Source organism: Sediminimonas sp., from assembly GCF_024637375.1.
Lineage (GTDB): Bacteria > Pseudomonadota > Alphaproteobacteria > Rhodobacterales > Rhodobacteraceae > Sediminimonas.
Genome location: NZ_JAGXFK010000053.1, coordinates 36,560 through 57,490 on the forward strand (window position 1 = coordinate 36,560; position 20,931 = coordinate 57,490).

The following is a 20,931-nucleotide window of genomic DNA, read 5'->3' on the forward strand; positions in this document are numbered from 1 at the left end:
TGCGAGCGATGTCAGAGCGTAATCAGCCTGCCGCGTCGCCGGACAGGCGCGGCTTCATGCCGGATTGCGCATCGGCAAACCCCATGTCATCGAGTATGGCATAGAACGCCGGCAGCACGATCAGCACCAGCACCGTGGCGGAAAACAGCCCGAAAACGACCGAGATCACCAGCGGCTTGACGGTCTGGGCCTGGGTGCTGGTCTCGGCCAGCAGCGGCAACAGCCCCATGATGGTGGTCGAGACCGACACGACGATGGGGCGGAATCGCTCGCGGCTGGCCCGGCCTGCCGCCTGAACGAGGGCCATCCCCTCGCCGGCGCGCCGCTTGATGACCTGGATCAGCAGGATCGCGTTGTTGACCACGATCCCCGCCAGAGAGGCCGCGCCCATGATCGAGGGCATCGAGATGTTGTACCCCATTGCCAGGTGCCCGAGCACCACGCCAACCAGCGCCAGCGGGATCGTCAGCATGACGATGACTGGTTCGACATAGCTGCGGAACTGGAACGACAGCACCAGGTAGATGCCCACCAGCCCGACGAGAAAGCCGCGCAGGATCGAGCCGATGGTTTCGGCCGAGTTGGCGTTCTGGCCGCCGATCTCGACCGACAGGCCCGGAAACTCGGCGACGAGGTCGGGCAGGTAGCCGGCCGCCAGATCGCTGACGATGGCGTCGGCATTGCCCGTGCGCCCGTCCACATCCGCTGCAACGGTAAGCGTGCGGCGCCCGTCCACATGGGTGACGCTGCCCCAGCTTCGCGCCTCCTCGATCCGCGCCACGGTGCCGAGCGGAACGCGCGCGCCATCGGGCAACAGCACCTCGAAGGCCATCAGGTCGTCGAACGAGGCGCGGTCTTTCGCGGCCTGTTCCAGCTCGATCTCGTGGGAAATGTCGCCCTCCTGTACGGTCGCCACGATCTCGCCCAGCCAGGCAGAGCCGATCTGCGCGGCGACATCCCGCGCCGTCAGGCCCAGCCCTGTCGCCCCTTCGGCAAGCGCAAGGCGCAGCTCGGGCCGACCGGGACGCAGGTCGTGGATCGCGTTGTAGACACCGCCATAGGTTTCGAGTTCGGCGATCAGGCGGTTCCCGGCCGACTCGAGCCGCCCCAGATCGGGTGCCGTGAGGCGGATTTCCACCGCGCGACCCTGCGGCCCGATCCCGGGTTCGAGCAGTGTCACGGCGATGGCGCCCGGCACCGCCCCGATACCCGAGCGCCACGCGGCGATCAGTTCGTCGAGCGTGGTGGTCCGCGTCTCGGCGCCCAGAAGGTCGGCCGAGATCGTGGCCACGTGCGGGCCGCTCTCGCCGGCAGTGGCGTTGCGTCCGAAGAACACCTGCACCGACTCGACCAGCGGTGCGCCGCCGGGCTGCTGCGGCGTCAGGCGCGTGTTGACCGCGTCGAGTGCGGCAACGATGTGGTCGGCCACGTCGCCCGTGCGCGACAGCGGCGTGCCTTGCGGCATCAGGATGCGCGCCTCCAGCACGTCGCCGTCGATCTCGGGCAGCGCCTCGCGTTGCACATAGCCGCCGCGCATCAGCGCGGCGGTGATCACCAGCGCCGCCAGCGTCATCCCGGCCACGAGGTAGCGCCAGGCGATCGCCGCGTCGACCACGGCCCCGAGGCCGCCGTCGCGAACCCGGGCGAAGCCGCGCTCGAACCATGCGCGCAGGGCCGAGGGCGCGCTCTCGGCCGACTTGAGCCCGTGCGACAGGTGGTGCGGCAAGACCCAGAACGCCTCCAGCAGGCTCGCCGAGAGCGCCGCGATCAGGACCACGGGCAGAACCTCCAGCACCGCGCCCAGCTCGCCCGCGAGAAAGGAAAGGGGGGCGAAGATCGCCACCGTCGTGGCAAATGACGACAGCACGCCGGGCAGCACCCGGCGCGTACCCTCGATCGCGGCTTCGGTCCGCGAGGCGCCATCCGCCGCCGACTCGGCGATTGAATCCGATATCACGATCGAGTCGTCCATCACGATCCCGATCGCCATCAACAGCGCCACCAGCGTGATCATGTTGAGCGACAACCCCGTGACCGCCATCACCACGAAGGCCCCGAGAAAGGCCACCGGCAGCCCAAGCGCCGCCCAGATCGCGTAGCCGGGGCGGAAGAACAGGCTCATGACGGCCACCACCAGCACCAGGCCGATGATGCCGTTTTTGACCAGCATCGTGAGGCGGTCGCGCACGATCGAGGTCATGTCCTGCACCACCTCGACGCGCAGTGTATCGGGCAACACCGCCCGTTCCGCCGCAACAAGCGTTGTCGTGCGGTCGAAGACGCGCAGCGCGTCGGCGCCAAGCGCCTTGTCGACTTGCAGGAAGACCGCGCGCTGCCCGTCGAGAAAGGCGCGCTCCTCCTCGGGGCTGAAGCGTTCCTCGATGCGGGCAATCTGGCCAAGCGTCAGTTGCGCCCCGCCGGGTTTCGACAGTACCACGATCTCCGCCAGCGCCGCCGCGGTCCGGCGTTCATCGGCAAAGCGCAGCGCGATTTCGCGCGCCGGCGTCTCGATCGCGCCAAGCGGGCGGTCGACGCTCTGCGCACCGATCCGCGCCGCGAGGTCCGAGGCGCTCAACCCGTGCTGCACCAGCACGCCGCGCGGCACGATGATGCGAAACTGCCGTGCACCAACGCCGGTCATGCTGACATCCGCCACCCCCGGCAGGGCCGCGAGCCGATCGCGTAGCCCGGCGGCATAGCGATCAAGCTGCGTTACCGGCAGATCGCCCGCCACCGCGACCGAAGCGACCCTGTCGGCGCGGTGCAACTGGCGCACCACCGGTGGGTCGGCGGCATCGGGAAAATCGTCGACCGCTGTCACCTCGGTGCGCAGATCGTTGAGGAAACGGCCGGCATCGCCGGCCGGCGCCATGGTCGCCACGGCCCGGCCCGTGTTTTCCTGCGCGGTGCAGGTCAACTCCTCCAGGTGTTCGACCGCTTCGACCGCGTCCCAGATCCGGCGGCAGATGGAATCCTCCACTTCCGCCGCCGAGGCGCCGCGATAGACCACCGTGATCTCTGCCTCGCTGGGGCGGAAGTCGGGAAACGTCTCGCGCATGAGCATTGGCGCGGCGAATATCCCGGCCGCTGCAATCAGCACCAGAAGCAGGTTTGCGGCGGTCGGATGGCGCGCAAACCAGCCGATCATGACCCGTTCTCCGCCGCGATCACCCGCAACCCGGGAATCGCCGGCACGATGTCGTCGAGAACCACCTCGTCGCCCTCATCAAGGCCCGCCTCGATCACCGCCATCCCGCCCTGTCGCCAGCCGAGCGTGATTTGTCGCAGCGCAAGCAGGCCGTCACCGTCGCGCAGGTAGACGGTGTCACCCTCGTGGACCGCGCCGGCGGGAACCGCGATCTGCGGTGGCCCCGGCGGCCCGGTCAGCGTCACCTCGACATACATGTTGGGCACCAGCGGCAAGCGCAGGGGCGGGTTGGCATCGCCGTAGGGCGCCTCGACGGCAACCACCACCGGGACCGACCGGGCTTGCGGGTCGAGCGCATTCTCCACCCGGATCACCCGGCCCTTCCAGCTCTGTCCGTTGCCGGGGACCAGCCTGAGTTCCGCCTCTATCCGGCCCAGTACCTGGTTGAGTTCGCCGGCTTCGAGCTCGCTACCGTGGGCCGCCGCCCCGATCAGCCGCGGGAAGGCCTCGAACGGCACATGCGCCGTGACCTCGGCACGGTCGATCCCGTCGCCGCTCACAAGGGGCGCGCCCGCAGGCACGAACTGGTGGCGTTCGACATGGACCTGCCCGACCCGCAGATCGAACGGCGTCTCGATGCGCGTCTTTTCCAGGTCTCGCCGGGCGCGGCTGAGCCCGGCCTCGGCCCGCGCTACCTGGGCATCAAGCCGCGCACGCTGAACCGGGATCAAGGACAGCGTATTTTCCAGCTCCTGCACGCCGCGGCGCAGTTGCAAGGTCGCGCGTTCCTGATCGTCCAGACGGCTTTGCGGAACGGCCCCGCGCGCGGCCAGCGCGCGGACACGGTCGAGGTCGCTCTCGGCCAGCGCGCGCCGTTCGCGTTCGATTTCGAGGATGCGGCGGGTGTTTTCCGCCTCCATTTCAATCTGGCTCTTCTCGGCGCGAAGCGCGGCAAGATCGGCCTGTGTCTGGCGCAGCGCGATCCGGTAGCGCGTCGGGTCGATTTCCAGCACCCTGGTGCCCTCGGAGACAAGCTTGCCGGTCTCCAGATCGGGATGCCTGTAGGTCACCGCGCCGGCGACCTCGGCCACGGCCTCCCAACTTCGCGCCGGGCGCACGGTCCCGAATCCGCGGGCCACCGGGCGTATCTGCCGGGGCGCGACGATCTGCGTTCGGGCGGTGACGGAGCGCACCTCGCGCGTCACCCGTTCGGGCGGTTCCGATCCGGCGATCAGCCATGCCGCGATTCCCGCGCCGACAGCGAGCGGCGGCAGAAGCCGCAATATCCGTGCGCGCTTCATGCTGTCGCCTCCCTTCTGGCCCCGGATAACAGCCGGATCTGGATTTCCACGAGCCGCATACCTTCTGCGACCAGATCGAAACTGCCGTCGCATAGCCGCCAGCGCAACACCGTGCCCTGCACGAGCCCCAGGAACAGGTCGACGGCGTCCTCGGGCGACGGGCCGGCCGCCACTTCGGTTGCGGCGGCGCGCAATTCCACGAGGAGCCGCTTGCGTAGCCCCTGCATGATCCGTTGGTGAACCGGGCGGATGGCGGTCTCGGCCGCGATTCGACCGGCGCTGAAGATAAGTACCGGTATGGCCGGAACCGCGGCGATGAGCGACAACTGGGCCCGCAGAATAGCCCGCAACCGCGCCAGCGGGCGCGCCTCGTCCGCCGTCGCGGCATCCCAGGCGTCGATGGCGCGGGTTTCCACCGCTTCCAGAACCGCTCCCCAAAGCGCGTCCTTGGTCGGAAAATGCCGAAAGATCGCGGCCTGGCTGATTCCGACCGTCTCGGCGATGCGCGCGGTCGAGAGCTTCTCGACCGGGGTGAAGGTCAACAGCCGCAGGGTCGTTTCGACAATCTCGGCCCTGCGGTCATGGGCGGTCTTTCGGCCTGGCGGCATGGCGCGCTCCAATTGTTAGTTACCAATCACTAACAACTTTCTTGCGCGCCATGCAAGACCGCGTTGGTAGCCGGATTGCCCCGGTCCGGAGCAGCGCCGCAGGCAGGAATACCGCTGGCGGGTCAGCCGGCACGCATCGCCTTCATGGTCTCTTCGGCCAGGCTGACGCCGGCCTGGGTCATGGTCGGATAGGTGAAATCCGCGCCTGCCTCGCTCAGGGACTGTTGGTGCGATTCGTGCAGGGCATGGGCGACGATCGGACCGGTAAAGCCGCGCTGTCGCAGCGAGCGCGCGGCGACAAGCTTGGCTTCGAGGTCGTCCATCGCAAGGATGGCTGCCCTGATCCTGCCAAGGTTGCAACTGCGCCAGAAATCGCTGTCCTCGGCGTCGGCGAACGCGATGTTGCGGCCTGCTTGCCGGTGGGATTCGGCCTTGTAGGTGTCGGCATCGAGCCCCAGCGGCCTGAGCCCCTGCGCCACGATCTGCTCATACGCGGCGCTGCCGGTGCGGCCCATGCCGAAGATCACGACATCGGCGTCACCCATGTTGCGGGGCTGCTCGTCCCGGTGAATCGTGTCGCGTTCGAAGCGGCGCAACGGGGCCTCGAAACGATCGAAGAGCGGGTGCGCGTAGCGATTGAGCGGCGCCGAGATCAGGAAAGAAACCGACACCGCGATTGCCAGTGGCACCAGGTACTCGGGCAGTACCCCGGCGGCAACGATCAGCCCGAATTCGGAATAGGCCGTCAGGCTGAGCGCGCTGAGAAAGGCGCTGCGCGCGCGCAGCTTGAACGCGATCATCAGCACAAAGAACAGCCCGCCCTTTAGCGCAAGCGCGACCCCGGCGCCGAGGGCGAACGCCAGCGCGCCCCAATCCGGCAGCCCGGTCAGCCCGATTTGCAGGAAGAACCCTACCAGGAAGACCTCCTTGAGCGACCACAGCGACGCGCCCAGTTCTTTGGCGCGGTTGTGGGTGGACAGGATCACTCCCATGGCCAGCGCCCCCAGTTCCGACGACAACCCCATTGCCTCGAACCCCATGCCGCCGATCACCAGCGACAGCAGCATGCCCATCAGCACCAGCAACTCGTCGTGGCCGGCCAAATCCAGCAACCAGTGCAGCACCGGGCGCAACAGCGGCACCCCGAAGACCAGCAGCGCCCAGACGTTGGGCGATTGTCCCGACCAGATCGCCAGCACCACCAGCGCGATGATGTCCTGCACGATCAGGATGCCGATCGCGGTACGGCCATGGAAAGCGCCCAGTTCGCGTTTGGACTCAAGCAGCTTGGCGGCCAGAACCGTAGACGAAAACGACAGCGCGATCGCCAGCAATAGTGCTGTGTTCCAGTCGAGCCCCATGAGCAGCGCCAGTACCGGCGCGAACAGCGCCACGGATATGGCGAAGTGGATCAGCGCGCCGCCGATCACCTGCGGCTGCGCGATCTGGTTGATCTTGAGCTTCAGCCCCACCGTGAAGAGCAGCATCAGCACGCCCAGATGCGCCACATGCCCCAGCGTTTCGCCGGAATATTTCGGCAGGCCGAGTGACGGGCCGAAGATGTTGATCGCGAACCCCGCCGCGAGAAACCCGACAAGCGGCGGCAGGCCGACCTGACGCACCGCGAGGCCGAAGAAAAAGGCGAAACTGATGGTGATCACTTCGAACACGCGGGGATGCTCCGGCTATGTGGTGTCGCGGCGCTGCGCGCGCTCCGTGCTGACGCGACTATAGATGGCATTTCGGCCCGGTGAAAACCGCGAACTGGGCTATCCGTGCCCGTCATGGCGAAAGGGCCTGACCTTTTGTTGCGATCCGCGGTATGGCTGGGGCGCCGGACCGGGTGCGCGGCCGGCAATCGAAGCGGGCGAGGTGAGATCATGCACGACATGGCTGAATTGCGCGCGCGCTGCATGGCGGCGTTCAGGGCCGGGTTGACGGCTGCCGATCCCGCGACCGCGATGCGCCGCGCCTTGTCCGATGCCCCGCGGCCGCGCCCCGGCCCGGGCGGGCGGCTGTGCCTGGCGGCGGTCGGAAAGGCAGCGGTGGGGATGGCCCGCCCCGCCATGGCCGCGCTGTCGCCCGAACGCACGCTGGTGGTGACCAACGACGGCAACGACGCGCCGCTGCCGGGGGCAGAGGTGATGGTCGCCGGCCACCCGGTGCCCGATGCGCAAGGCGCCGCGGCGGCAGATATGCTGAGCGCGCTGGCGCGCGGGCTGGGGCGGGCCGACGTGCTGGTGGTGCTGGTCTCGGGCGGGGCTTCGGCCATGTTGCCGGCGCCGCGCGACGGGCTGACGCTGGCCGACGAGGTTGCGGTCAACCGCCTGGCCCTGGCCAGCGGCGCCGATATCACAGCGACCAACATCCTGCGGCAGGCGGTGTCCCGGCTCAAGGGCGGGGGGCTGGCACGCATCGCCGCACCGGCGCAGGTCGTGGCGCTCATCCTCTCGGACGTGGTGGGCGACGATCCGCGCGTCGTTGCCTCGGGCCCGACCGCGGCGCCGATCGCCGACCGTGACGCGGCGCGGGCGGTCGCGCGGAGCCTGGGTATCTGGGACGATCTTCCCGCGGGCGTGCGCCGGCTTCTTTCGGCCCCCGAACGGCCCGCACCCCCGACACAGGCAGACAACCGCGTGATCGGCGGCAACGCGGCCTCGGTCGCGGCGATGGCGGCGGCAACGCCCGGCGCGCGTATTCACGGCGCCCCGTTGACGGGCGACGTGAACGAGGCGGCGGCGGCCGTCCTGTCGCATTTCGATGAGCCCGGCGGTATCGTGCTTTTCGGTGGCGAAACGACGGTGCGCCTGCGCGGCCATGGCCGCGGCGGGCGCAACCAGGAACTGGCGCTGCGCGTGGCGATGCAGGGCGCGGGGCAAGGGCGGGACTTTGCCTTCCTGTCGGGCGGCACCGACGGGCGCGACGGGCCGACGGATGCGGCCGGCGGGCTGGTCGACGCGGCCACCTGTGCGCGCATTGCTGCGGCGGGCGGTGATACCGCCGCCCTTCTGGCCGAAAACGACAGCAACCGCGCGCTGGCGCTGTCGAATGATCTGCTGATGACCGGGCCCACCGGCACCAACGTGGCCGACCTGCAGGTGCTGGCGCTGGCACCGCGCGGCTGCTAAAGCTCGTGACCCTCGGTGCGGGTGCGCGCATCGTCGCTTTCGAAACTGGCCCATGGGCGCGCGCCGCCGGGGGGAGGCAGGGTATCGGGGCGCTCGTGGCGGTGAATATGCACCTTGGCGATGAAATGCCCGGTGATCGGCGCGGTCAGGAACAGAAACAGCGTAATCAGCAGTTCATGCCACGAAAACCGGCCGACCACGAAGTAGAAGTAGAAAAGCGAAGCCAGCAGCGCCCCGCCAACACCCAGCGTGGTGGCCTTCGTGGGCGCGTGCAGGCGCATCATCGGGTCGGGCAGCTTCACCAGCCCGATCGACCCGACAAGCCCGAAGACGCCACTGACGACCAGGAACGCGCTGATGAGGATGTCGATGATCATGCCCGCCCCCTATTCGATGATGTCGCCGCGCAGGATGAAGCGCGTGTAGGAAACCGTGGCGACGAAGCCGGTCATGGCAAAGATCATGGAGGCCTCGAAATACATCGTGGTCTCCATCAGAATCCCGTAGAGCGTGATCAGCGCGATGGCGTTGATCGCCAGCGTGTCGAGCGCCAGGATGCGGTCGCCGATACCGGGGGCCGTGATGATCTTGTAAAGGTTGATCAGGATCGCCAGGCCGAAGCATCCCAGGGCGAAGATCAGGGCAATCTGGATCATTCGAAAATCTCCTTCAGGCGGCGTTCGTAGCGGGTCTTGATCTGTTCGCGTACCGCGTCGGGGTCGGGGGCGTGCAGGCAATGCACCAGCAGGCTGTGGCCGTCGGCGGACAGATCGCTCGACACGGTGCCGGGCGTCATGGTGATGGTGCCGGCAAGCACGGTGATCGCTTCGGGGGAGTGCAGCTCCAGCGGCACCGTGATCCAGGTCGGGCGGATATCGGCGTTGCGCTTGAACAGGATGATGAGGGCCACCTGGATGTTGGCCACGACGATGTCCCACAATACGATCACCATGTATTCGACGATCCGCGGCAGACTGCCCAGCCGCGGGCGGTTGGGCCAGTAGGGCGCCGTCAGGATCGGGATGATCAACCCCAGGACAAGCCCCAGCACGAGGTTGCCGAGCGTCAGCTTGTTGACCAGCATCTGCCACACCACCACCAGCATCAGCGTGAGGTATGGGTGCGGCAGGATCTTGCGTATCAGCATTGCGCACATTCCCCCCTGTCAGCGGCCGGCCATGACGGCGTCGATGTATTCGCCCGGCAGGTAAAGCTGCGCGGTGATCGCGGCCAGGTAATCGGTCAGCGGCCCGGCCAGCACCGCCAGGGCCGCCACCGCGAACAGCGCCGCGAACACCACCGCGAAGGCAAGCGCCGGGGCAGGGTGGTCGTGCGCCAGCGGCGCGCCGTTGGCCGTCGTGGTGCCCTCGGTCGCGGCGGGCGGCGTGGCGTCTTCGGCAAGCGGTTTCCAGAACACCGCGCTGCCCGCCTGGGCGAAGCCCAGCAGCGCCAGCAGCGAGGTGGCCAAGATCACCGTCCAGATAACCCCGGCCTGCGGCGCATCGCGCAGCGCGTCGAGGATCAGCAGCTTGCCCACGAAGCCGGAAAGCGGCGGCAGCCCGGCGGTGGCGATGGCGGCGCCGAAGAACAGCGCCGCGATGATGCCGTGCCGGGCCATGCGCGGGCCGGGGCGCAGGGCGCCCGCCCAGGCGCCGCGATGCTCGCGCACCAGGTCCACGGTAAAGAAAAGCAGCGCACCGCCGATGGTCGAGTGTACCAGGTAGTAAAGCGCCGCCGTGGTCGATGCCGGCGTGAACCCGGCCGCCGCGATCAGCAGCGTCCCCATCGAGCCGATGGTGGCGAAGGCGGCCAGCCGCCCGATTTCGCGCGCGCCCAGGATGCCGATCATCCCCACCGCCAGCGTGACCAGCGCCGCGACCATGATCGCCGGTGCCACCAGCGCGGTCGTCGCCGGAAGGTCGGGGCCGAAGATCAGCGTGTAGACCCGCAGGATTGCGTAGGCGCCCACCTTGGTCATGATGGCGAACAGCGCCGCCACCGGGGCGGGGGCGCGGGCATAGGTTTCGGGCAGCCAGAAGTGCAGCGGCAGCAGCGCCGCCTTGACCGCGAAAACCAGCAGCAAGAGGATCGCGCCGATCCGCATCAGCCCGGCGTCGGCGGCGGGGATCTCGGCGATGCGCAGCGCCAGGTCGGCCATGTTGAGCGTGCCGGTCACCGCGTAAAGCGTGCCGAGCGCGAACAGGAACAGGGTCGAGCCAAGCAGGTTGTAGACCACGTATTGCAGCCCCGCGCGCAGCCGCATCCGCCCGCCGGCATGGATCATCAGCCCGTAAGAGGCGATCAGCAGAACCTCGAAGAACACGAACAGGTTGAAGGCGTCGCCGGTCAGGAAAGCGCCGAAGATGCCCATCAGCTGGAAATGCATCAGCGGGTGGAAATGCTTGCCGCGGCTGTCCCATCCGGTGCCGATGGCATAGAGCAGCACCATCAGTGCCAACACGGCGGTCAGCACGATCATCAGCGCCGACAGCCGGTCGAGCACCAGAACGATTCCGAACGGCGCCGGCCAGTTGCCCAGTTCGTAAACCTGGATCGCGCCGCTCGACGCCTGCACCGTCAGCCCCAGCGTCACCGCCAGCAGCGCCACCGCGCCGGCCACCGACACGACCCGTTGCAGCGCCAGCTCGTGGCGCATCGACATCACCATGACCGAGGCCAGCACCGCCGGCAGCAGCACGGGAACGATGATCCAGTGGTTCATTGACCGCGCTCCGTTCCGTCGGCTGCCAGGTCGTCGTCGCCGTCCATGTCGATGCCGTCGTCGCGCGCCGACAGGTAGGCGCCGAGCGCCAGCATCACCACCACCGCCGACATCCCGAACGAGATCACGATCGCCGTCAGCACCAGCGCCTGCGGCAGCGGATCGGTGTAGCCGTGGACCCCGTCACGCAGGATCGGCGGCTGGTTCACCGCCAGCCGTCCGCTGGCGAACAGGAACAGGTTGACCGCGTAGGTCAGCAGCGACAGCCCCAGGATCACCGGAAAGCTGCGCAGCCGCAGCACCAGGTAGATCCCCGCCGCGGTCAGCACGCCGATGGCGCTGGCCATGAGCATTTCCATCCTAGTGCTCCTTTCCGTCGATCGGGTCAGTGGCTGCCGGCCCGTTGCGTGCGGGGTTGATGTCCATCGGGTAGATGTTCACGGTCTCGCCGCGCCGCCGGGCCATGCTCGACAGGCTTTGCAACGCCAGCATCACCGCGCCGACCACGGTCAGGAATACGCCCACGTCGAACGCCATGGCGGTGGCCCATTCGAATTTCTCCAGTGGCGGCAGGGTGATGTAGCCGAAGTCGCTGGTCAGGAACGGCCGCCCGGCCAGCCATGCGCCCGCCCCGGTGAGGCTGGCGATCAGAACGCCGGCCGCGATCATCGCATGGTAGGGGGCGCGCTGGCGCGCTTCGGCCCAGGCGAAACCGCTGGCCATGTACTGCATCAACAATGCGATCGCCACGACTAGACCGGCGATGAAGCCGCCGCCGGGTTCGTTGTGTCCGCGCAGCAGGATGTAGGCGCCCACCAGCAGCGCGATCGGCATCATCACGCGGGTGGCCACGACCATCATCAACGGGTGCCGGTCGCCCGCCTCGTTCCGGGCCGGCCCCCAACGCACCAGCCAGCGCCCGCCTGAGCCGCGCAGAACCGCGTCGGTCAGCGCGAAGATGACCAGCGCCGCGATACCCAGCACGGTGATTTCGCCGAAGGTGTCGAAACCGCGGAAATCGACCAGGATGACGTTGACCACGTTGTTCCCGCCGCCGCCGGTGTAGGAGTTGGCCAGGTGAAAGCCCGAAATGCTGTCGAAGGCGAAATCGCGCATCAGCATCGTGTAGGTCAGCCCGGCGACCGCCAGACCGCCGATGACCGACAGCGTCGCGTCGCGCAGGCGGCGCGCGCCGGTGCTTTCAACCGGCGTGGTCTTGGGCAGGAAATTCAGCGCCAGCAGCAGCAGGATAATGGTCACCACCTCGACCGAGATTTGCGTCAGCGCGAGGTCGGGGGCCGACAGGTAGACGAAGGCCATCGACACGCTCAGCCCGATGCCGCCCAGTAGGATCAGCGCCAGCAGGCGGTTGCGGTGGAACGCGATCAGGCACGCGGTGGCGACGATCAGCACCAGCCATCCGACCGCGGGCAGCGGCGGCACCGGCAGCATTGCGCGTTCGGCCGGGCCGGCGCCGGTACCGCCCCACGCCCACAGCCCCGCCGCCACCACGGTGAGGATGAACACCGCCGCGTAGCGCGTCATCGCCGCGTTGTGCAGGCCGTCGGTCAGCGTGGTGCTGGCACGCGTGGCAGCGCGTGCGACGGCGTCGAACATCACCTTGGCCTCGGGGCGCGGCGCCGCCAGCCAGCCGCGCATCAACGGCCGGTGCAGCGCCAGCAACAGCGCGCCGCCGATTACCGCGGCGCCCGACATCAACAGCGCCGGCGTCACCCCGTGCCAGATCTTGAGGTGGAAATAGGGCAGGTCGCTGCCGATCACGGCCCGGGCGGTGGTGCGCACAAGCGGTTCGGCCAGGAACGGCGCGACGCCGATCGCCACCACGGCCACGACCAGCAGCGCCGGCGCCGCCCACATGCCGACATTCGGGTCGTGTGGGTGGCTGGGATAGTCGTTGCGCACGGGCCCGAGGAAAACATGCGCGATGTAGCGCAACGAATACGCGACCGAGAACACCGTCCCCAGCGTGGCCAGCACCGGCACCGCGTTGTGCGAGCCCATCCAGACCGTGTGCGCCGCCTCTTCAAGCATCATTTCCTTGGACAGGAACCCGTTGAGAAGCGGAATGCCCGCCATCGACAGCGCCGCCAGCGTGGCAATCGCGAAGGTCACCGGCATCAGGTGGCGCAGGCCGCCCAGGCGCTTGATGTCGCGGCTACCGGTTTCGTGATCGACGATGCCCGCGGTCATGAACAGCGCCGCCTTGAAGGTGGCGTGGTTGATGATGTGAAACACCGCCGCCACCACCGCCATCTTGGTGCCGAAACCCAGCAGCATGGTGATCAGCCCCAGGTGGCTGACGGTCGAGTAGGCCAGCAGCGCCTTGAGGTCGTCCTTGAACAGCGCGATCACCGCGCCGACGATCATCGTCACCAGCCCCGTGGTTGCCACGATGTAGAACCATTCGGGCGTGCCCGACAGCACCGGCCACAGCCGCGCCATCAGGAACAGCCCCGCCTTTACCATCGTGGCCGAGTGAAGGTAGGCCGACACCGGCGTCGGCGCCGCCATCGCGTGCGGCAGCCAGAAATGGAACGGGAACTGCGCCGACTTGGTGAACGCGCCCACCAGGATCAGGATCAGCGCCGGCAGGTACATCTCTGACGCGCGGATCGCCTCGCCCTGCGTCAGGATCACGCTGATGTCGTAGCTGCCGGCGATGTTGCCCAGGATCAGCATGCCCGCGATCATCGCCAGCCCGCCCAGCCCGGTGACGGTGAGCGCCATGCGCGCGCCCTGCCGCCCCTCGGGCAGGTGTGTCCAGTACCCGATCAGCAGGAAGGAGGATAGCGAGGTCAGCTCCCAGAACACCAGCAGCAGCAGGATGTTGTCGCTGAGCACGATGCCGACCATCGCACCCTGGAACAGCAACAGGTAGGTATAGAACTGGCCCATCGGGTCGTCGGGCGACAGATAATAGCGCGCGTACAGGATGATCAGCAGCCCGATCCCGATGATCAGTCCGGCAAACAGCAGGCCCAGCCCGTCGAGCATGAAATTGACGTTGAGCCCGAGCGCCGGCAGCCAGTCCAGCCGGAATTGCAGCACCTCGCCGCGCATCACCGCCGGTGCACAGACCAGCAGCAGCACGAAGGCCAGCCCGCTGCTGAGCGCGGTGTAGGTCGCGCAGGTGCCGCGCCCGGCACGGATCATGAGCCCCGGAAGCAACGCCCCCAGGAACGGCAGCGCCGCGATCACAGGCAGCAAGTTGTCCATGCGCGACTGTTCCTCCCGTTAACCCCGCCGCCGCGCGCCGATCCGCGCGGGAATTTCTTGTCGCCATGACGTGATAAACGGATGAAAGGGCAGGCGACAAGCAGGTTTGGCGTTTTTTTGGACCCGCCCGTGCCGCATGCCGGCGCCAGGTTGACGGTTGATGGCGCGCGCGCGTGCGGGCTCAGGCCCGGACGGGCCGGTAGATGCAGTCGGCCAGCGTGCTGCGATCCAGCTCGTCAAGGAACGCCGCCTCGGCCGCGGCAAACCGCGCCTTGAGCCGACAGCGCGGCGTCAGCAGGCAGGTATTGCCGGGCCCGAAGCACTCGACCAGCGCCTGGTCGCCCTCCAGCAGCCGCACGACTTCGCCGATGCGGATGCATGCTGGCGGGCGCGCCAACGTCGCGCCGCCGCCGCCACCGCGGCGGGTTTCGACAATGCCGGCACTCGACAGCGCCGAAATCACCTTGGCCAGGTGGTTGCGCGAAACGCCGAATTCCGCCGCCATTTCGGCGGTGCTGAACGCCCGGTCGGGGGCGCCGGCCATGCGCATCAGCGCGCGCATCCCGTAATCGGTGAACGAAGTCAGGCGCATTTTGTCGCTCCGTGGCTCATCGGGGTTGCAATGGGGGATAGCGCGATTTAATCAGTATTTCAAATGCGCATTGAGGATCACATGCCCACACCACACGACCGCGATGAGACGCCCCCGCCGGCATCGGCCCCGTGCCTGGCGCATGAATTGCCCGCGTCGGCACCGGCACCGGGCCCCGACGGGGTGACCCCGCCGCAAGCGGTGGCCCGCTGGCGCCGGGCCGAGCGCACCCGCCTCGTCGCCGCGCGCAAGGCATCCGGCCAGGCGGCGCGGGCGCGAATCGATGCGGCCTTGACGCGGCACCTGCACGATCTGGTGGCACGGCTTGCGGGCGGTGTCGCGGGGCGCGTGATCGCGGGTTACTGGCCGATCCGGGGCGAACCGGACCTGCGCCCGCTGCTGCGCGATTGGCGCGAGGCCGGCGCCACCATCGTGCTGCCCGTGGTCACCGCTCCGGCCACGCCGCTGGCGTTTCGGCTGTTCGCGCCCGACACGGCGCTCGAACGCGGCCATTGGGGCATCCCGGTGCCGCCCGAGACCGCGCCGCAGATGACGCCGGACATCGTGCTGGCGCCGCTGGTCGGCTGGGACGCGGCCGGCTACCGGCTTGGCCACGGCGGCGGGTATTTTGACCGCACGCTGGCCGCGTTCGAGCGCCGCCCGGTGGCGATCGGGGTCGGGCTGCAGGGCGCATGCCTGGCCACGATCCACCCGCAGCCCCACGACATCGCCATGGATCACATCGTGACCGAGGCCGGCCCGCAGCCGGCTGCGAGGGCCGCCCCATGACCACCTCGGCGGAAAGAATGCGCGCCTGGCGCGGGCCGGCGATCCTGTCTTTCGGGTTCCGCCCGTTCTTCCTGGCCGGCGCGGCCTGGGCGGCGCTGTCGATGGCGCTCTGGCTGGGGATGCTCACCGGGGCGCTGACCCTGCCCACGCATCTCGACCCGGTGTCGTGGCACGCGCATGAATTCCTGTACGGCTATCTCGGCGCGGTGGCGGCCGGGTTCCTGCTGACGGCGGTGCCCAACTGGACCGGGCGGCTGCCTGTCGTCGGCTGGCCGCTGGCCGGGCTGGCGGGGTTGTGGCTGGCGGGGCGCGTGGCGATGGCGGTGTCGGGGGCGATGCCGCCGGCGCTGGCGGCGGCGATCGACCTGGCGTTTCCGCTGGCGATGACGGCGCTGCTGCTGCGCGAGGTGGTCGCGGGGGGCAACTGGCACAACCTGCCGGTCGTGGGCATCCTGGCGCTGTTGCTGGTCGGCAATGCGGCGTTTCACTGGCAGGCGTGGGAGGACGGCTACGCCGCGCGCGGGCCGGGGCTGCGGCTGGGGCTGGCGGCGGCGGTGATGCTGATCGCGCTGATCGGCGGGCGCATCGTGCCCTCGTTCACCCGCAACTGGCTGGTGCGCGCGGGACACAGCGCGCGCCCGGCACCGCCGATGGGACGGTTCGACAAGGCGGCGCTGGCGATGTTGCTGGGGGCACTGTTGCTGTGGCTGGGCTGGCCGATGGCGCCGGCCACGGGTGTCGCGCTGCTGCTGGCCGGCGCGATGCACCTGGCGCGGCTGGCGCGCTGGTCGGGGGGCCATACCGGGGCCGAGCCGCTGGTGTGGGTTCTGCATGTGGGCTACGCCTTCGTGCCGGCCGGGGCGCTGGCGCTCGGAGCGGCGGTGCTGTGGCCGGCGTTGCTGGCACCGGCGGCGGCGCAACACCTGTGGATGGCCGGGGCCATCGGCACCATGACGCTGGCGGTGATGACGCGCGCCACGTTGGGCCATACCGGGCAGGAGCTGCGCGCCGGGCCCGGCACCGTGGCAATATACCTGGCGGTGATCGCCGCCACCTTGCTGCGCTTTGCATCGGGGTGGATGCCGGCGTGGAATACGCCGATATACTGGTTGGTCGGCGCGCTTTGGCTGGGCGCCTTCGCCGGCTTTTGCGTGGGCTACGGCGCGGCACTGGTGCAGCGTCGCAAGGCGGGCTGAGCCGTGGGGTGGCTGGAACTGGCCGCGGCGCTGGCCGCCTTCGCGCTCAGCCACGCGGTGCCGGTGCGCCCGCCGGTGCGCGGCATGCTGGTGAACAGGCTGGGCGCGCGGGGGTTCACCGCCGCGTACTCGACGCTGTCGCTGGCGATGCTGGGCTGGGTGATCGTTGCCGCGGGGCGGGCGCCGCATGTTCCGTTGTGGGACTGGGCCGCGTGGCGCGCGGCATTGCCGTTCGGCGTCATGGGGGCGGTATGCCTGTTGCTGACATTCGGGCTGGCGCGGCCCAACCCGTTTTCGTTCGGTGGGCGCGGTAACGCCTGCTTCGACCCGGCACGCGCCGGCGTGGTGCGCTGGTTGCGCCACCCCCTGCTGGCGGCGCTGGCGCTGTGGGCGCTGGCGCACCTTGCCGCCAATGGCGACCTGGCGCATGTCATCGTTTTCGGGCTGTTCGCCGGGTTTGCGGTCCTGGGCATGGCGATGGTGGACCGGCGCAAGCGCCGCGAGCTGGGGCCCGACTGGCACGCGCTGCGGGCGCGGCTGCGGGCCGCGCCGCGGTGGCAGCCGCCGCTGTCATGGACCGGCGCGGTAGTGCGCGCAGGGCTCGCGGTTTTGTTCTACGCGGTGCTGCTGTGGGGGCATGCCTGGTTCGCCGGGGTGCGCCCGACCTGGCCCTGGCCGCTGGCGTGGCCCGGCTAGCGCGGGGGGTCAATCGCCCTGGGCGACGTTGCGCCGTGCCGCGCGGTCTATCGCGTCCAGCACCGCCTGCGCGCTGAGGATTTCGGGCAGGGCGATGCCTTCGGGCGCGCCGGGGCCGTATACCGCGTTGAACGGGATGCCGTAGCGGTCGAAGCTGGCGAGGTAGCGCGAGATACCTTCGTCGGGGCGGGTCCAGTCGGCGCGCAGCGCAACGATCCCGTCCTTGGCCAGGGTGCTTCTGACCGGCTCGCGGTCGAGCACAAGCGCCTTGTTCGCCTTGCAGGTCAGGCACCAGTCGGCGGTCACGTCAACGAACACCGTGCGGCCTGCCGCGACATGGTCCGCGATCGCCGCGCGCTCGAAGGGCTGCCAGTCCGCCGCGTCGGCCCCTGACAGCCGCTGGGGCGCAGGCGCGGGGGTCAGCGCCGGCGCCGCCAGCGCCGCCAGCAGTACCGCGCCCAGACCGGCCGCGCGCAACCCCGGCGCCAGTCCCGGCAGGCGTAGCGCCAGCAGCACCACTGCCAGCGCCATGAGCACTGCCACCGCCAGCACCGCCCATGGCCCGGCGACCCCGTCGAGTACCCAGAACAGCCACAGCGCCGTCAGCGCCAGCAAGCCGCCCAGCACCATCTTCAAGGCCACCATCCAGCGCCCCGGTTTCGGCAGCCGCCCGATCAGCGCCGGGCGCGCCGCCACCAGCAGGTAGGGCAACGCCAGCCCCACGCCCATGGCGGTGAAGATCACCAGCACGTCAACCGCGCGCCCGGCCAGTGCGAAGGCCACGGCGGTCCCCAGGAACGGCGCCGAACAGGGCGTGGCCAGAACCGCGGCAAAGGCGCCGGTCGCGAAATCCCCGGCATATCCGGGCGAGCCGTCGGCGTGGCTGAGCTTGCTTTGCAAGCGCCATGGCAGGGTGATTTCGAACAATCCCAAGAGGTTGGCCGCAAAGATGGTCAGGATCACGATCATCAGCGCCAGGAACACCGGGTTCTGGAACTGAAGCCCCCAGCCCACCGAGAGCCCCAGTCCACGCGCCGCCAGCGTCACTGCCGCCAGTCCCCACATAAAGGCCAGAACGCCGAGCGCCGAGACCAGGAATCCGCGCCGCACCCGCCCGGGGTGGGCGCCATGGTTCTTCAGCGCCGAGCTGAGCTTGATCGACAGCACCGGCAGAACGCAGGGCATCACGTTCAGGATCAGCCCGCCCAGCACCCCGAGAGCGGCGATCCACGCCAATTGCCCCAGCCCCGGTACGACCTGCGCCAGAGTGAAAGGTGGCGGCGGTACCGCGTCGGCGGGCGCGGGCCGCAGCGTTGCCGCGCGCCCCGCATCGGTCACCGTGACGCTGAGCGCCGGAACCTCGCCCGCCGCCGCGCGTGCGGCGACGGCATCGGAAAGCACCGGCAGGCGCGCCCACATCAGCCGCTTGCCGTCGCCCAGCCTGATATCGGGGCGCCCGAAGGCGGCGTCGGGGTGGGCGTCGAGTTCGGGAAAGACATCGGGCGCGGTAAACGGCGTGGCGCTGCGGGCGGTGACCACCATTGCGCCGCCGTCGGGCTCGAGCGCCGCGACGCCGGCGCTCAGCCCGCTTTCGCGCCCGTCATCCGGCACCTTCGCGGCCCAGGTGCTGATCAGTTCCGCCGAGGCGCCATCGACGCCGCCGGTGCCGCCGGGCAGGGCCAGGTTCAGCGTTGCTTCCTCGGGCACGCAGATATCCTTGCACACCAGCAACGACACCTGCGCATTTAGTCGTGCCGCCTTGCCCGGATCGTGCAGCCGGATGTTGATCGGCAGCACCAGTTCGTTCTTGTAGCCGAAATTCTCGATCCCGAAGGCCCGGAACCGCGTCGGTGCCGGCCACAGGATTTCGGCCGCAGCCACGTTTTCCGACCCGCTCCAGTCGATTTCGGGCGGCAGGCCCACCTCGCCGGGCGAGCGCCAGTAGGCGTGCCAGCCCTCGCGCAGATCCAGCGCCAGCCCCGCCGAAAGCGCGCCGGTCCCCGGTGCAACGCCATCCTGCGCGCTGATCAGCCGCGCCGTCATCGTGTCGCGCACCACCGCGTCGGACTGCGCGGCCCGCACGGCCGATTCCGTCGTCGACACCGCCAGCACGACCGCCAACAGCAAGCTCGCCAGCCGGCAGAAGAGGGATGTCATGGTCATGCGGGGCGTGCTCCTTGCAGATTGTGCGCCACTGTAACGGCCAGCCGGTCGGCGGGCCAGTGGCGTCCCCCGCGACCAATGGGCGCCGGTGGCGCCTTGGTCAAGGCATGGGTGGTCACGAGCGCGTGTGGCCGTTGTCCAATGGTGGCGCGAAAATCTGGTTGACATACCTGAGCGATATAGTCAGAAATAGGGGAAGCCCAGCCAACCCGGCACGACGCAGGGGCAGCCCGGTGCGCTTTTTTTCGACAAGGAGTGACCCGATGAGCGTATGCGTCCGACCTTTAGCTTCAAGCCTGCATGCGGCGGCGCGCCGGGACGACGCGGCGGCGTGGTGCGAATTGCTGGCGCTGGCGCCGGCAGCCGGGCTGTTGAGCGAAAGCTGGCTCGATACCCTGCTCGACAGGATCGAGGCCCGGCGATGAGCTGCCACGACACGCGCACCATCCGCGCCGCCGGCGAGAGCCGCGTGCCGAATACCACGCCCGAGGCCGCCGCGCCGCCCGTGCACGAAGCCCGCAGCCTGACCGGGGGCGCAAAAACTGCCTGCATCATGCTTGACGGCAAGGCCTACACGCTGCGTATCACCCGCGCGGGCAAGCTCATCCTGACGAAGTAGGTGGCCGGCCGGGGGAAGGCGCCCCCGGCCGGCCCGGCGTTACTTGACCTCGATCGGCGCGCGGCTGAGCACCTCCTGGCCGCTGACGTCGAGAAAACGCAACTCGTAAAGTCCCGGCGTGTCGGGCAAAGTCAGGCGGACCGGCGGCGGCCCGTCGATCTTTTTTGCCACCACCCAGGTGAACACGGCCTGCCCGCCGCGCGCCAGCGTGATGCGCTGGTCGGCGCTGTCGCTGCCGCCGGTCCACGAGACCTCGATCACCGACCCGGCCGCGGCCGAGTCCGGCGCTTTCAGGGTCGCCCCGGTGGAAAGCTGCGCATCTTCGGCCAGCACTTCGACAGCCGCACGCGCCATCACGCGCTTGCCTTCGTTGAGCACGTAGCGGACCTCGTACAGCCCCGGCGCATCGGGCGTCGCCAGGTCGGCCCGGCCGGCGCCGCCGACCCGCTTGTACTCATCGTAAGCGTCGTCGGGACTGCCGCGCGGTACGATGGTGACGTAGTCGCGCGGATGCACGGCGCCCGTCCATTCAATGCGCAGGCGGTCGCCGATGCGCACCTGTTCGGGCGCGCTCACCGTCACCTCGGGCTCTGACACCTCGATGGACTGGCTGGCCATGGTGCGTTTGCCCTCGTTGAGGACATAGCGGACCTCGTAGAGCCCGGTCTCGGCGGGCGCCTTGAGGCTTTTGGTGCCGTCGCTGTCGCCGACGCGGAAGTAGTCGCCGCTGGC

Annotated in this window: 19 protein-coding genes; 6 read left to right on the forward strand and 13 right to left on the reverse strand. The window is 69.2% G+C overall.

The genetic code is table 11. The annotated features are described in order from the left end of the window. Positions 1-22 precede the first annotated feature (22 nt). The 4 genes from Q0L89_RS08890 to Q0L89_RS08905 all read right to left on the reverse strand — a co-directional run bounded on the left by Q0L89_RS08890 (position 23) and on the right by Q0L89_RS08905 (position 6,727). Positions 23-3,148 carry an efflux RND transporter permease subunit gene (locus Q0L89_RS08890; protein WP_296763971.1) on the reverse strand — a complete coding sequence of 1,042 codons (3,126 nt, stop codon included), beginning with the start codon at positions 3,146-3,148 and terminating at the stop codon, positions 23-25. Further along, the gene (locus Q0L89_RS08895) at positions 3,145-4,449 is read right to left on the reverse strand and encodes an HlyD family efflux transporter periplasmic adaptor subunit (RefSeq protein WP_296764005.1); all 1,305 of its coding nucleotides are present in this window, start codon (positions 4,447-4,449) and stop codon (positions 3,145-3,147) included. Before Q0L89_RS08895 ends, Q0L89_RS08890 begins: the two co-directional genes overlap by 4 nt. Continuing rightward, a complete protein-coding gene (locus Q0L89_RS08900) occupies positions 4,446-5,069 on the reverse strand; it encodes a TetR/AcrR family transcriptional regulator (RefSeq protein WP_296764007.1) in 624 nt (207 codons plus the stop codon). Before Q0L89_RS08900 ends, Q0L89_RS08895 begins: the two co-directional genes overlap by 4 nt. 110 nt (positions 5,070-5,179) lie before the next feature. Next, the gene (locus Q0L89_RS08905) at positions 5,180-6,727 is read right to left on the reverse strand and encodes a cation:proton antiporter family protein (protein ID WP_296764008.1); all 1,548 of its coding nucleotides are present in this window, start codon (positions 6,725-6,727) and stop codon (positions 5,180-5,182) included. Positions 6,728-6,946: 219 nt separating this feature from the next. On the opposite strand from Q0L89_RS08905, the gene Q0L89_RS08910 reads away from it, so the two are divergent. Further along, the gene (locus tag Q0L89_RS08910; RefSeq protein WP_296764010.1) at positions 6,947-8,185 is read left to right on the forward strand and encodes a DUF4147 domain-containing protein; all 1,239 of its coding nucleotides are present in this window, start codon (positions 6,947-6,949) and stop codon (positions 8,183-8,185) included. Here the strand turns inward: Q0L89_RS08910 and Q0L89_RS08915 are convergent. From Q0L89_RS08915 to Q0L89_RS08945, 7 genes are all read right to left on the reverse strand, one after another. After that, the gene (locus tag Q0L89_RS08915) at positions 8,182-8,562 is read right to left on the reverse strand and encodes a Na+/H+ antiporter subunit G (protein ID WP_296764012.1); all 381 of its coding nucleotides are present in this window, start codon (positions 8,560-8,562) and stop codon (positions 8,182-8,184) included. The genes Q0L89_RS08910 and Q0L89_RS08915 overlap by 4 nt on opposite strands. A gap of 9 nt (positions 8,563-8,571) precedes the next feature. Continuing rightward, complete coding sequence (locus Q0L89_RS08920; RefSeq protein ID WP_296764015.1) at positions 8,572-8,841, reverse strand: K+/H+ antiporter subunit F; 270 nt, start codon at positions 8,839-8,841, stop codon at positions 8,572-8,574. Beyond that, on the reverse strand, positions 8,838-9,329 hold the full coding sequence (locus Q0L89_RS08925; protein WP_296764046.1) for a Na+/H+ antiporter subunit E: 492 nt from the start codon (positions 9,327-9,329) through the stop codon (positions 8,838-8,840). The genes Q0L89_RS08920 and Q0L89_RS08925 overlap by 4 nt, the downstream gene beginning before the upstream one ends. A gap of 21 nt (positions 9,330-9,350) precedes the next feature. Next, positions 9,351-10,907, reverse strand: a complete 1,557-nt coding sequence (locus Q0L89_RS08930) for a monovalent cation/H+ antiporter subunit D (RefSeq protein ID WP_296764017.1) — start codon at positions 10,905-10,907, stop codon at positions 9,351-9,353. Next, entirely contained in the window at positions 10,904-11,266 is a 363-nt protein-coding gene (locus Q0L89_RS08935) for a Na+/H+ antiporter subunit C (protein ID WP_296764020.1), read from the reverse strand. Before Q0L89_RS08935 ends, Q0L89_RS08930 begins: the two co-directional genes overlap by 4 nt. A gap of 1 nt (position 11,267) precedes the next feature. After that, positions 11,268-14,144: a monovalent cation/H+ antiporter subunit A gene (locus tag Q0L89_RS08940; RefSeq protein WP_296764022.1), complete on the reverse strand. Its 2,877-nt coding sequence runs from the start codon at positions 14,142-14,144 to the stop codon at positions 11,268-11,270. A gap of 181 nt (positions 14,145-14,325) precedes the next feature. Beyond that, positions 14,326-14,736: an Rrf2 family transcriptional regulator gene (locus Q0L89_RS08945; RefSeq protein ID WP_296764025.1), complete on the reverse strand. Its 411-nt coding sequence runs from the start codon at positions 14,734-14,736 to the stop codon at positions 14,326-14,328. 81 nt (positions 14,737-14,817) lie between these two features. On the opposite strand from Q0L89_RS08945, the gene Q0L89_RS08950 reads away from it, so the two are divergent. Genes Q0L89_RS08950 through Q0L89_RS08960 form a run of 3 tightly spaced genes read left to right on the forward strand, consistent with a single transcriptional unit; the run spans position 14,818 to position 17,417 of the window. Beyond that, positions 14,818-15,525, forward strand: coding sequence for a 5-formyltetrahydrofolate cyclo-ligase (locus Q0L89_RS08950; protein WP_296764028.1), 708 nt, complete (start codon positions 14,818-14,820; stop codon positions 15,523-15,525). Next, positions 15,522-16,721, forward strand: coding sequence for an NnrS family protein (locus tag Q0L89_RS08955; RefSeq protein ID WP_296764030.1), 1,200 nt, complete (start codon positions 15,522-15,524; stop codon positions 16,719-16,721). Before Q0L89_RS08950 ends, Q0L89_RS08955 begins: the two co-directional genes overlap by 4 nt. A 3-nt stretch (positions 16,722-16,724) precedes the next feature. Beyond that, positions 16,725-17,417 carry an NnrU family protein gene (locus Q0L89_RS08960; RefSeq protein WP_296764033.1) on the forward strand — a complete coding sequence of 231 codons (693 nt, stop codon included), beginning with the start codon at positions 16,725-16,727 and terminating at the stop codon, positions 17,415-17,417. 9 nt (positions 17,418-17,426) lie between these two features. Here Q0L89_RS08960 and Q0L89_RS08965 read toward each other — a convergent pair whose 3' ends face one another. Continuing rightward, entirely contained in the window at positions 17,427-19,580 is a 2,154-nt protein-coding gene (locus Q0L89_RS08965; protein WP_296764035.1) for a protein-disulfide reductase DsbD domain-containing protein, read from the reverse strand. A gap of 263 nt (positions 19,581-19,843) precedes the next feature. Between Q0L89_RS08965 and Q0L89_RS08970 the strand changes: the two genes are divergently transcribed. Continuing rightward, the gene (locus Q0L89_RS08970) at positions 19,844-20,005 is read left to right on the forward strand and encodes a hypothetical protein (protein ID WP_296764038.1); all 162 of its coding nucleotides are present in this window, start codon (positions 19,844-19,846) and stop codon (positions 20,003-20,005) included. Then, positions 20,002-20,199 (forward strand): hemin uptake protein HemP, encoded by a 198-nt coding sequence (locus Q0L89_RS08975; RefSeq protein WP_296764039.1) that lies wholly within the window; start codon positions 20,002-20,004, stop codon positions 20,197-20,199. The genes Q0L89_RS08970 and Q0L89_RS08975 overlap by 4 nt, the downstream gene beginning before the upstream one ends. A 39-nt stretch (positions 20,200-20,238) precedes the next feature. On the opposite strand, the gene Q0L89_RS08980 is transcribed toward Q0L89_RS08975, so the two are convergent. Next, positions 20,239-20,931 (reverse strand): hypothetical protein (locus Q0L89_RS08980; protein ID WP_296764042.1); only part of this gene is annotated, 693 nt, incomplete at its 5' end.